This is a genomic window from Stenotrophomonas sp. 2694, assembly GCF_040548715.1.
Taxonomy (GTDB): domain Bacteria; phylum Pseudomonadota; class Gammaproteobacteria; order Xanthomonadales; family Xanthomonadaceae; genus Stenotrophomonas; species Stenotrophomonas indicatrix.
On the sequence record NZ_JBEPSG010000025.1, the window covers coordinates 51,017 to 63,269 of the forward strand.

Annotated in this window: 7 protein-coding genes; 5 read left to right on the plus strand and 2 right to left on the minus strand. The window is 66.0% G+C overall.

Annotated elements, in window-relative coordinates; genetic code table 11:
- Positions 1 to 3 precede the first annotated feature (3 nt).
- The 5 genes from ABIA73_RS19375 (at position 4) to cueR (ending at position 8,227) form a co-directional block, all read left to right on the plus strand.
- The gene (locus ABIA73_RS19375; RefSeq protein WP_180831219.1) at positions 4 to 1,002 is read left to right on the plus strand and encodes a glycosylasparaginase; all 999 of its coding nucleotides are present in this window, start codon (positions 4 to 6) and stop codon (positions 1,000 to 1,002) included.
- Positions 999 to 1,730 (plus strand): copper homeostasis protein CutC, encoded by a 732-nt coding sequence (locus tag ABIA73_RS19380; RefSeq protein WP_354276178.1) that lies wholly within the window; start codon positions 999 to 1,001, stop codon positions 1,728 to 1,730. Before ABIA73_RS19375 ends, ABIA73_RS19380 begins: the two co-directional genes overlap by 4 nt.
- Positions 1,731 to 2,110: 380 nt before the next feature.
- Complete coding sequence (locus ABIA73_RS19385; RefSeq protein ID WP_354276179.1) at positions 2,111 to 5,074, plus strand: TonB-dependent receptor plug domain-containing protein; 2,964 nt, start codon at positions 2,111 to 2,113, stop codon at positions 5,072 to 5,074.
- Positions 5,075 to 5,260: 186 nt separating this feature from the next.
- Positions 5,261 to 7,762, plus strand: a complete 2,502-nt coding sequence (locus tag ABIA73_RS19390) for a heavy metal translocating P-type ATPase (RefSeq protein ID WP_354276180.1) — start codon at positions 5,261 to 5,263, stop codon at positions 7,760 to 7,762.
- Between the two features lie 12 nt (positions 7,763 to 7,774).
- On the plus strand, positions 7,775 to 8,227 hold the full coding sequence (gene cueR, locus ABIA73_RS19395; protein WP_346603528.1) for a Cu(I)-responsive transcriptional regulator: 453 nt from the start codon (positions 7,775 to 7,777) through the stop codon (positions 8,225 to 8,227).
- A gap of 77 nt (positions 8,228 to 8,304) precedes the next feature.
- Here cueR and ABIA73_RS19400 read toward each other — a convergent pair whose 3' ends face one another.
- Both ABIA73_RS19400 and ABIA73_RS19405 read right to left on the minus strand, forming a co-directional pair.
- Positions 8,305 to 8,499: a heavy-metal-associated domain-containing protein gene (locus tag ABIA73_RS19400; RefSeq protein WP_025874804.1), complete on the minus strand. Its 195-nt coding sequence runs from the start codon at positions 8,497 to 8,499 to the stop codon at positions 8,305 to 8,307.
- Positions 8,500 to 8,661: 162 nt separating this feature from the next.
- Positions 8,662 to 11,739, minus strand: a complete 3,078-nt coding sequence (locus tag ABIA73_RS19405) for a TonB-dependent receptor (protein ID WP_354276181.1) — start codon at positions 11,737 to 11,739, stop codon at positions 8,662 to 8,664.
- Positions 11,740 to 12,253 lie beyond the last annotated feature (514 nt).

Here is a 12,253-nt window from a genome sequence, read left to right on the forward strand (position 1 = left end):
AAGATGGTGGATCGCAGGCAGTTTTTGCAGGCCGGTGCACTGGCCGCAGGCGTGGCAGCGTTGCCGGCGGTGAAGGCGCGTACGCACGGTGGCGCCAAGGTGGTCTCGACCTGGGACTTCGGCGTGCCGGCCAACCAGGCCGCGTGGAAGGTACTGGCGCAGGGCGGCAGTGCGCTGGATGCGGTGGAAGCCGGTGCACGCTGGGCCGAAAGCGAGCTGTGCAATCCCACCGTCGGCCATTGTGGCAACCCGGACCGCGACGGCGTGCTGAGCCTGGACGCCAGCATCATGGATGGAGACGGCCGCTGTGGCGCGGTTGCTGCGCTGGTCGACATCCTGCACCCGGTGTCGGTGGCCCGCAGGGTGATGGAGAACAGCCCGCATGTGCTGCTGGTGGGCGAGGGCGCCCAGCAGTTCGCCGTGCAGCAGGGCTTCCAGCGCCAGCACCTGCTGACGCCGAAGGCCGAAGCGGCCTGGCGTGAGTGGCTGAAGACCGAAAAGTACGCGCCGCAGATCAATGCCGAGCGCCGCGGTCTTCCCGGCAACAGCGACAACCACGACACCATCGGCATGCTGGCACTGGACGCCAAGGGCAACCTGGCCGGTGCCTGCACCACCAGCGGCATGGCCTGGAAACTGCACGGCCGGGTCGGCGACAGCCCGATCATCGGCGCCGGCCTTTACGTGGACAACGAAGTGGGCGCGGCCACCGCCTCGGGTGTGGGCGAAGAAATGATCCGCAACGCGGCCTCGTTCCTGGTGGTCGAGCTGATGCGCCAGGGCCGTTCGCCGGCACAGGCCTGCCGCGAAGCGATCGACCGGGTGGTGCGCAAGCGCCCCGAGGCCAGCCGCACACTGCAGGTCTGCTTCCTTGCCATGAACAAGCAGGGCGAGGTGGGTGCCTATGCACTGCATCGCGGCTTCGTCTACGCGGTGTGCGATGCGCAGCGCCAGGACGACCTGCGCGACTCACCGTCGATCTATACGAGCACGCAGGCGTGAGCGCACGCCTGACGCTGGAGATCGCCAGCAATTCGGTGGCTTCGGCGTTGGCCGCGCAGGCCGGTGGCGCAGATCGCATCGAACTGTTCGACAACCTTGCCGAAGGCGGTACCACGCCGTCGTTTGCCAGCATCGCAATCGCCCGCGAGCGGCTGCAGATTCCGTTGTTCGTGCTGGTGCGGCCGCGTCCAGGTGATTTCCACTACGACGCGCTGGAAACCGAGCTGATGCTGCGCGACATCGCCCAGTGCCGCGCGCTGGGCTGCGATGGCGTGGTGATCGGTGCGCTGGATGCGCGGGGCGATATCGACCTGCCGCTGTGCCGCGAACTGCTGCACGCGGCCGGCCCGTTGCAGGTGACCTTCCACCGTGCCTTCGATGCCGCGCGCGATCTGCCGGCGGCGCTGGAGCAGGTGATCGGGCTGGGCTGCCAGCGGGTGCTGACGTCCGGCGGCCAGGCCAGCGCCGACGCCGGTGCCGATGTACTGGCCGCGCTGGTCGCGCAGGCGGCCGGCAGGATCAGCGTCATGGCCGGCGCAGGGCTGGGCCCGGGCAACATCGCCGCCGTGGCGCGGAAGACCGGCTGTCTCGAACTGCATGCCTCGGCCAAGGGGCAACGACGTTCGGCCATGCAGTTCCAGAACCCGGCCCTGCGCGGGCTGGACCCGGACTGGAGCCAGACAGACACCGCCACGGTGAGTGCGCTGCGGAAGGCGCTCGACGGCTGACCGAATCCGCCGGGCATGGCCCGGCGCTACCGGGGCGGGTCCGCACCGCGATGGGTGCATGCGCGGTAGCGCCGGGCCATGCCCGGCGAACGCGCAACCCGATCACGGACAAAACCGTTCTGCGCGCGACTGTCGTGATCGTGTCATCGACATCTGTGCTGCTTCCATAACGATGTCGTGCAACCCATTGATTCATCTGCAGCCCAACAGGCAACAACGACGTGTGTCGCGTGGATGCTGCGCCGCCGCATGCTGGGCGTGGTTCAGCTGTGCTTTAGTTTGGATCGATCCACAGGGGAGGGCGGTCGAATCGAGATGGATCGATTCAACGCCCGGGATCGCCATCCGACCGCGCGTCCACCATCCAAGAGCAACCACCCATGGCTCAGTCCGTCCGCAACCGCCGTCATCTGCTGTCCCACGCCCTCGCCCTCGCCCTGGCCCTGCTGCCGTTTGCCGCTGGCGCACAGGACGCGGCCCCGTCGCCCACCAAGGATCTTGATGCGGTCACCGTCACCGGTTCGCGCATCAAGCGTGCCAGCGTCGAGGGCCCGGCCCCGGTCAACGTGATCAGCGCCGCACAGATCCAGAAGGAAGGCTTCGTCACCGTCTACGACGCACTGAAGACCCTGACCGAGGCGACCGGCACGGTCGAGGCGGCATCGCAGTGGGGCTCGCACACCCCCAATGCGAGCGGCCTGAACCTGCGCGGCATGGGCCCCAACCGCAGCCTGCTGCTGGTCAATGGCCGCCGTGTGGCCGACTATCCGCTGCCCTATGGCGGCGAGACCAATTTCTCCAACTACAGCAACATTCCGGCGGCGGCGGTCGAACGCATCGAAGTGCTGACTGGCGGCGCTTCGGCGATCTACGGTTCAGACGCCATCGCCGGCGTGGTCAACGTCATCCTCAAGACCAACTACGACGGCGACGAAGTGCGCGTGCGCGGCGGTACCTCCACCGAAGGCGGGCGTGACACCTGGGATCTGTCCTGGGCGGGCGGCAAGACCGGCGACAACTGGAGCGTGACCTACGCTCTGCAGTACACCAAGCGCGATCCGCTGTTCGGCCGTGACCGGCCGCAGATGGACGACGCCGACGATGCGCTGTACCCGTCCTGGAACATGGAGCAGCGCAAGGTCGGTTTCCGTCCCACCGCTGGCCTGGCGTTGATCGACCCCAGCAACGGCCAGCGCTTGGCGCCGCCCGACGGCACCTGCGAGAAATTCGCTGGCGAGTACTACACCGCCGACCGCCTGGTCTACAACTACAACGCCAATACGGTGAGCAACACCGGCCGCCTCTGCGGCATGAGCGCCGACTACGCCAACTGGCTGTTGACCGGAGGCTCGGAGAACCTGTCGGGCAACCTGTATGCCACCTTCGATTTCGGCAACGATCTGCAGGCCTGGAGCAACCTGGCGGTATACCGTTCCGAAGCGATCTGGGGCACCAATCCGCCGAGCGTGTCGCTGATCGACGATGCCAACGGTTACTACTGGGATGCCAACCGCAATCGCCCGGTGCTCGGCGTGCGCCAGTTCACCCCGAACGAAGTCGGTGGCCTGGACACGCTGCGCAATACCAACCGCGAGTTGTCGTGGGATATCAGCGCAGGCCTGCGCGGGCGCCTGGCCGATCGTTTCGATTGGAGCGCCACGGTCGGCCGTTCCTACTACCGCGTTGAGGAGCGGCAGAACGTGGTCGACGAGCAGAAGTCGTACGACTTCTTCCTCGGCCCACGGCTGGGCACCACCGGCGATGGCGAGGCGATCTACGCCTTGAACGAGTCGCGCTGGTGGAACCCGATCACCCCGGACCAGTACTGGCAGATGGGCACGGTAGCGAAGAACCGGGCGTCGTCCTACGTCAACCAGGCCTCGGCCGATATCACCGGTGAACTGTTCCAGGGCTGGGCCGGGCCGATCTCGTTCGCAGCGGTGGCCGAAGTGGCCAAGCAGGGCTATCACCTCAGCCCGGACCCGCGCGCGGGCATCGATTTCGATCTGCAGAACGTCGATCGCGGCGGTGGCGAGCGTACCCGCTACTCGGCCGGTGTCGAATTCAAGATCCCGTTGGCCGACAGCCTGATCGCCACCGCGGCGGCACGCTACGACCGGTACGGCAGCTACAAGGCCGACGGCAGCGGCGAAGCGCTGGATATCGGCAGCCAGAAGGAAACCACCTGGAACGCCGGCCTGGAATGGCGGCCGTTCGAGTCGCTGCTGGTGCGCGGTTCCTACGCGACCAGCTTCCACGCGCCGGACATGCACTACCTGCTGGGCCAGGCCAGCAGTTCCGAAGTGCTGACCTACGACCGCCTGCGCTGCATCGAGAGCGGCGCTTATCTGGTCAACAACTGCGGCGTGGGCAATACCGATGTCTGGTACGCGTTCGACGTGAACCGCCGGGGTACGCCACTGCTGCGCTCGGAAACCGGCGATTCGTGGACGGTCGGTTTCGTGTGGGACGTGCTGCCGAACCTGTCGATGAGCGCTGACTACTGGGCGATCAAGCTGGAAGACATGATCGTCGACGTCGGCGCGGACGAGGTGCTGGCCAGCGAGGCCGGCTGCCTGACCGGCAAGAACATGGACGGCACGCCGTGGGCGAACCCGGCAGGTGAGGCTTACTGCGCCGGCATCCTGGCCCGGGTTAACCGTGACGGCAGCGGCCGGCTGGTGTCGATCGAGCGCGGGCCGTTCAACCTGGCCAGCCGCGAAGTGCGCGGCATCGACCTGAGCGCGCGCTACCGGCTGGAGACGGCCGCATGGGGCAGCTTCCAGCTGGGGGTGAACTACACCAACCAGATTTCGACGAAAGAACAGCGTTACGCCAACGATCCGAACCCTGAGCGTCGCGACCGTGACCTGCGCAGCAAGCTGCGCGCCAGCCTGGCGTGGCAGGGTGGCAACTGGAATGCGAACGTGTATGCCGACCGCATCGGCTCGGTGCCGGGCGTGCGCTACCACTGGGGCACCGACCGCCTGGACAATCCCGGCGGCTGCCTGCCGTTCGCCGATGGCTACGTGCCCAGCGACAGCCCGTCGCTGAACTGCCTGGAACCCGCCACGCGCCCGGATGGATCGGCCAATCCGAACCCGAATGCGGGGCAGCAGACGGCGCGCTACTACGGGCGGGTGGGGCCATTCATTACCTGGAATTTCAACGTCGGCTACCAGGTGACCGAGTTCATGAAGGTCAATCTGTACGTGAACAACGCTTTCAATGCGACCAGTTGGAACCACAAGGACCCGTACAAGGTCGACTACGATTTCGCGCCGACCCGCCTGCTGGGTGCGGTGGGACGCGAGTTCGCGCTGGAGTATGTGTTCACGTTCTGAGGGAAGGCGGTGCCGGGCATGGCCCGGCGCCAGCCACGATTTGACGGGCAGCCACGCATGGCGTGGCTCTACTGGGCGCGCGCGGGATGGGTGGGTCGTTGGCGGGGTGGGGTGGATTTGACCTTCCCACGATGGCAAGGTCTAGGCTGGTCACCATCCTCCAGATGGAACCAGGGAAACCAGGCCATGAGCACCTCCAGCCCCACAGCCGTCCACGAGACGGCTTCCACCATCAGCCTGCCGATCGAAGGCATGACCTGCGCCAGCTGTGTTGGCCGCGTTGAAGCGGCCCTGGCCAAGGTCGAGGGGGTCGCCAGCGTGTCGGTCAACCTGGCCACCGAGCGCGCGGACATCCGCTCCTCTGGCCCGGTCGACCGCGATGCGCTGATCCAGGCAGTGGAGAAGGTGGGCTACGAAGTACCCGCCGCGACCACTGAACTGGCCGTGGAAGGGATGACCTGCGCGTCCTGCGTCGGCCGCGTGGAGCGCGCGCTGCTGGCCGTACCGGGCGTCAGCCACGCCAGCGTCAACCTGGCCACCGAGCGTGCGACCGTGCGCGGAGTTGCCGGCATCGATGCACTGGTGGCGGCGATCGACAAGGTTGGATATGCGGCACGCGCGATCGATGGCGGTACCCAGGTCGACGAGGAAGCGGCGGAAAAGAAGGATGCCGAGCGGGTGGCGCTGAAGCGCGACCTGATCCTGGCCAGCGTGCTGGCGGCCCCGGTGTTCGTGCTGGAAATGGGCTCGCACCTGATCCCCGGCATGCACCATTGGGTGATGTCCACGATCGGCATGCAGGCCAGCTGGTACCTGCAGTTCGTGCTGACCACGCTGGTCCTGGCCATTCCCGGCCGGCGTTTCTACCAGAAGGGCTTCCCGGCGCTGCTGCGCCTGGCGCCTGACATGAACTCGCTGGTGGCGGTGGGTACCGCGGCGGCGTTCGGTTATTCGGTGGTGGCCACCTTCATCCCACGCCTGCTGCCGGCGGGCACGGTGAATGTCTACTACGAAGCGGCGGCGGTGATCGTCGCGCTGATCCTGCTCGGCCGGTTCCTGGAGGTGCGCGCGAAAGGCCGCACCTCGGAGGCGATCAAGCGCCTGGTCAACCTGCAGGCCAAGGTGGCGCACGCCAGCCGCGAAGGGCGCATCGTCGATATCCCGATCAACGAGGTGCTGCTGGGCGATCTGCTGGAAGTGCGTCCGGGCGAGCGCGTGCCGGTGGATGGTGAGGTGACCGAGGGTCGCAGCTACGTCGACGAATCGATGATCACTGGCGAGCCGATCCCGGTGGAGAAGTCGGCCGGCAGCAGCGTGGTTGGCGGCACCGTCAACCAGAAGGGCGCGCTGACCCTGCGTGCGACGGCGGTAGGTGGGCAGACCATGCTGGCGCAGATCATCCGTCTGGTTGAACAGGCACAGGGTTCCAAGCTGCCGATCCAGGCCGTGGTCGACAAGGTGACGCTGTGGTTCGTGCCGGCGGTGATGCTGGCGGCCCTGGCCACCTTCCTGGTGTGGCTGATCTTCGGGCCGTCGCCGGCGCTGACCTTCGCGCTGGTCAACGCGGTGGCCGTGCTGATCATCGCCTGCCCATGCGCGATGGGGCTGGCGACGCCGACCTCGATCATGGTCGGCACCGGCCGTGGTGCCGAGATGGGCGTGCTGTTCCGCAAGGGCGAGGCGCTGCAGCTGTTGAAGGACGCCAAGGTGGTGGCGGTGGACAAGACCGGCACCTTGACCGAAGGTCGCCCGCTGCTGACCGATCTGGAAATCGCCGACGGCTTCGATCGTGCGCAGGTACTGGCGCGGGTGGCGGCGGTGGAGTCGCGCTCGGAGCACCCGATCGCCCGCGCCATTGTCGAGGCGGCGACGGAGGAGGGCATCGCGTTGCCGCCGATGATTGATTTCGAGTCGGTGACCGGCATGGGCGTGCGTGCCAGCGTCGACGGTGCGCGGGTGGAAGTGGGTGCTGATCGCTTCATGCGTTCGCTGGGCGTGGACATCGGCATGTTCGCTGCGCTGGCCGACCGCCTCGGCAACGAAGGAAAGTCGCCGCTGTATGCCGCCATCGATGGCCGCCTGGCGGCAATCATCGCCGTCTCAGATCCGATCAAGCCGAGTACGCCGGCCGCTATTGCCGCCCTGCACCAGCTGGGCCTGAAGGTGGCCATGATTACCGGTGACAACGCCGCTACCGCGCAGGCCATCGCCCGCCAGCTCGGCATCGATTTAGTGGTGGCCGAGGTGTTGCCCGAAGGCAAGGTGGAGGCGGTGCGCCGGTTGAAGGCGGCCTACGGGCAGATTGCGTTCGTCGGTGATGGCATCAACGATGCGCCTGCGCTGGCCGAAGCTGATGTGGGCCTGGCCATCGGTACCGGCACCGACGTCGCGGTGGAATCGGCCGACGTGGTGCTGATGTCCGGCAACCTGCAGGGCGTGCCCAATGCCATCGCGCTGTCGAAGGCGACCATCGGCAACATCCGCCAGAACCTGTTCTGGGCCTTCGCCTACAACACCGCGTTGATTCCGGTCGCGGCGGGTGCGCTGTACCCGGTATGGGGCGTGCTGCTGTCGCCGGTGTTCGCCGCCGGTGCCATGGCCCTGTCCAGCGTGTTCGTGCTCGGCAATGCGCTGCGCCTGAGGCGCTTCCAGGCGCCGATGGTCGAGGCGCCCCATGCGGCCCAGTAAAGGAGTGTTGGCATGAACATCGGTGAAGCATCAAAGGCATCCAGCGTGTCGGCCAAGATGATCCGCTACTACGAGCAGATCGGCCTGATTCCGCCAGCTGACCGCACCGGCGCGGGCTATCGCGCCTATTCGCAGGCCGACGTGCACCGGCTGCGTTTCATCCGTCGCGCGCGTGATCTCGGCTTTTCGGTGGCCGAGATCACCGACCTGCTGGGCCTGTGGAACGACACCTCGCGGCACAGCGCCGACGTCAAGCGCCTGGCTGAGCAGCACATCGATGATCTGGAACAGCGCATCGAGAACATGCGGCAGATGGCCGATACGCTGAAATCACTGATCAGCTGCTGCGCCGGCGATGATCGTCCCGAGTGCCCGATCCTGCAGCGGCTGGGGGAAGGCGAGGAGGGCGCTGCGCCGGTGGCGGCGCCCACCGGGGTGGTACGCAGGCGCGCGCGCAGGACCTGAAGACGACATACGGAAAAGAAAATACCCGCCCCGGCAGTTGCACGGGGCGGGCATCGTTCATGCAGTGGGTCAGGCGATCAGGCCGGGCGCGGCGGGAAACCCGCTTCGGTCAGCGCTGCAATGATCTGCGCTTCGCTGGCCGAGGTCTGCACCTGCACGCGGCGGCTGGGCGGGTCGGCCGACACCGTCGCCGCCGGGTCGACCAGCTCGATCGCCTTGGTCACGCTGCGCGCGCAGCCGCCGCAGGTCATGCCTTCCACATGGAATTCCATCTGTAGCTCCTTCGATGCACTTGGGGGTGGAGGCAGTGTGCACCTTGCAACGATGGCAGGGTCAAGCGCTCCCGCGGCGCAGGGGCCACGAAAAACGGCAGCCACCTGTACCAGCGCGGCTGCCGTGGAGGATCGTCCCCGCCCGCAGGCGGGGGTAATGCCTTAGAACTTCCAGTTCACGCCGAAGTACAGCTGGCGCCCGGCATACAGGTTGGACAGCAGTCGGGCCTGGCTGTCATTGCCGATGTAGCTGCGCAGCTCGGACTTGGTGGCGTTCAGCACTGCCGCGGTGACCGTCCAGTCCGGCGTGAGGTTGTAGGCCACGTTCAGATCCAGCTGGCTGTACGGCTTGGTGTAGGTGGTCAGGCCGTTGTTGAGCCCGCCCACCACTTCGCCGCGACGGTTGTACGAGGCACGGGCCAGGAACTTCTCGTTCTCGTAGAACACGGTGACGTTGGCCTGGTTCTTGGCGCTGCCGACCAGCGGCGACGAACCGATCTCTTCGCCATCAAGCACGATCGAGGCCAGGTTGGTGTCGTTGTAGGTGTAGTTGGCCTGCACGCCCAGACCGAAGTCGAAGGTGTACTGGCCATACAGCTCCACGCCCTGCGAGACGCCGTCGCGGCCGTTGGCTTCGGTGCTGTACTTCTGCACCACCACCGTTTCACCACCGACGCTCATCTGCTGGTCGCGCACGACCGGCACGGTGAAGTTGTCCACGTTCTTGCGGAACAACGCCACGCCTGCAACCGAACCCGGCTTGAAGTACCACTCCAGGCCAAGGTCGAACTGCACCGCCTTGAACGGCTCCAGTGCCTTGTTGCTGCCCGAGCCGTACCAGCCGGGGGTGTCGGTGCCGCCAGCGACCCGACGATCATTGCTGTATTCCTGGCTGATGTACTGCAGGCCGCCCGGATAGGCGATGCTGGTGTAGCCCGGGCGCGCAATTACCTTCGACGCGGCACCGCGCAGCACCAGGTTGTCGGTGATGTCCCAAGCGATGTTGAAGCTCGGCAGGAAGTCCGTATAGGTCTTTTCCAGCGAGCTGAGGGTATAGACCTTGTCGCGCACCTGGTTGTCCGGCAGACGCACGAAGCCGCCCTGGCAACGCAGGTTCGGATCGGCAGCCGGGTCATCGCAGCTCATCGGCGCACCAGCGGCGTTGTCCACGAAGTAGTCGTTGAAGCGCTCGACCGAATCGCTGGACTGGGCGAACTGCTTGGTGCGCACCACGCGCACGCCGACGTTGCCGCGCACGCGGTCGGTACGGAAGTTGGCCTGGAAGTAACCCGAGTAGATCTTCTCGTTGACGTCGTAGACGAAGTCTTCCTCGGTACGGTTGTGCGAGCCACCGTAGGTCTGGTTGAGGTAGTCGATGTAGGCCGGGTAGTTGATGCCGGGGAACACGTTGGCATTGAAGCCACCGGCGATGTTGCTGATCGGGTTGGACAGGAAGAAGCCCGGCTGCGCATTGCCTGCGGTCGGATCGCAACCGGCCTGGTAACGATTGTTGTCATAGTCGGCCGGGTCCAGGCCCTGGCAGACCCAGTAGGTGTTGCCGGTATTGCGGTGCACCTGGCCGTCGCGGTACTTGGCGCCGAACTGGATGGAATCCAGCCAGCCGGCTTCGAACATCTTGGTGACGTCGGCCTGGAAGTAGTTCTGCTTGACCTCGGTCTGCATCCACGACGAATCGGTGGAGCCGGTATCGACCTCGGCGATGCCGGCCATCAGCTGCTGCTGGATGTCCGGCGAGACGGTCAGCGACGGCGTGTCGGTCAGGTCCCACGCGGTGTACTGGTTGCCCGCCTGCCACTGGTCACCGACCTTGCGGCGGGGCTTTGCAGACATGCGGAAATTCATCGACGGGCCACCCTTGGACCAGGTGCGGCCGCCGGTGAAGCTGGCCTTCCACAGCGGGCTGATGTCCCAGTCGACGGTCAGGTCGGCCGTCTGCGAAAGCGCCTTTTCCTTGCTGTAGCCACCGGTCAGCTGCGGAGTGGGGATGGTGCAGTCATCCGGACCCCAGCCCCCCGGCGGCAGGCCAGCTGCGGCCGCCTGGTCTTCGCTGCAGTAATAGGTCTTGCCGGCAAGCTTTTCGTACTGCGCGCCAGTGACGATGCTGCCACTGGGATCGAAGCTCAGCCCGTTGAGCAGGCGCCCACCGGCCCAGTTGCCATCGCCGTTGTAGCGGGCCAGGTTCCACTCCGGCACCTTCAACATGTTCTGGGTGTAGTCACCCTGCAGTTCGAAGCGGAAGTAGTTCGCGGTCAGGGTCAGGTTGTCGATCGGCTTGAACTGGAAAGTCAGCTGGCCGCCCTTGCGCTCGCGCTTCTCTTCCTTCACCGCGAAGTTCACCGAGGTCGGCATGAAGAATTCGCTGTAGTTCGTGCCGGTCTGGTTGTTGAAACCGGATTGGCCCCACCAGTAGTGGATGCCATCCTGTTCCAGCAGGTTGCCGTTGGCATCGCGCGCGGTGGTGTTGTTGCCGTACCACTGGTAGTCCTCGGTGCTGGTCTCCATGGTGCGGCTGGTGCGCTTCTGCTGGGTCACGCCGACCAGCACGCCGAAGCGCTCGTCCTTGCTGTGCCAGGAGTACAGCGCCGACACCTGCGGGTCGACGTCGTGGCTGGTATCGGACGAAGTGCCTTCCAGGTTGACGTAGCCGGAGTTGGCTTCCATCTCCAGCGGGCGGCGGGTATGCAGGATCACCGTGCCGCCGATGCCGCCTTCGTCGATGCGCGCTTCCGGCGACTTGAACAGCTCGGCGCTGGACAGCATGTTCGACGGCAGCAGGGTGTAGTTGAACGAGCGGGTAGCTTCGTTGTTGGTTTCCGACGAGGCGACGTAGTTGCCGTTCAACTGGGTCAGGGTCAGGTCGGGCGCGAGGCCGCGCACGCTGACCGACTTGCCTTCGCCACCGCTGCGGGTGATGACCACGCCGGGCACGCGCTGCAGCGCGTCAGCCACGTTCTTGTCGGGGAACTTGCCAACGTCCTCGGCGGTGATCACTTCGACCACGGCGTTGGCGTCGCGCTTCTGCTGCAGGCTCTTTTCGATCGCGTAGCGGTAGCCGGTGACCTGGACGCTGTCCAGGGTGGTGGCGTCCTGCGTGCCGGTCGTTGCTGACGCCTGCTGGGCGGAAGCGCCAAGCGGGGCGACGGCGGCGGCCAGGGCCAGCGCGATGGCCAGCGACAACGCGTCGTGGCCCTGCGTACGTGTTGAATGCTTCATTGCCATCTCTCCCTCTCTCCTGGATTGATCCGGTGACTGACTGACGCGGAAACTTGAATCGATCTAATTCGTGATGCCAATCTTGCCTTCGCCCTGCAGATGCAACGAGCGCCTGGCAGATGGCCTGACACGTCCTGTCCTGCTCCCCAACTCCCGGGCCATCGCGATGTCGTCTTGGATCGATCTAAGCGATGGGCGGGGCGATTTTTAGCACGGCCAACGCGCCGACGCATGTTGCTGCGCAATATGGCAGCGACGTGTCGTGCAAATGACCCTTCGCGGAAAAATGCTGTAAGCGTTTACATGCGCAGACGGGGGTGGGCCGGCCGGGCTGCGCCCGGCACCCGCAGAGGCCTTCAGGCCAGGGCAACAGCACAGCAACTGCAACAGCAACAGCTGGTTTCCTGCGGGATGGCGGGGTGGGTCCGGTTGCGGGGGACGCTGCAAGTACGTCCATGTAAGCTCGGTCGCGCCATCCATGGCGCTCACGCCCCCGCAACCGGACCCACCCCGCCTTCGA

Coding starts and splice junctions, on each gene's coding strand:
- ABIA73_RS19375 (WP_180831219.1), top strand. CDS start 4: ATGGTGGATCGCAGGCAGTTTTTGCAGGCCGGTGCACTGGCCGCAGGC.
- ABIA73_RS19385 (WP_354276179.1), top strand. CDS start 2,111: ATGGCTCAGTCCGTCCGCAACCGCCGTCATCTGCTGTCCCACGCCCTC.
- ABIA73_RS19390 (WP_354276180.1), top strand. CDS start 5,261: ATGAGCACCTCCAGCCCCACAGCCGTCCACGAGACGGCTTCCACCATC.
- cueR (WP_346603528.1), top strand. CDS start 7,775: ATGAACATCGGTGAAGCATCAAAGGCATCCAGCGTGTCGGCCAAGATG.
- ABIA73_RS19400 (WP_025874804.1), bottom strand. CDS start 8,499: ATGGAATTCCATGTGGAAGGCATGACCTGCGGCGGCTGCGCGCGCAGC.
- ABIA73_RS19405 (WP_354276181.1), bottom strand. CDS start 11,739: ATGGCAATGAAGCATTCAACACGTACGCAGGGCCACGACGCGTTGTCG.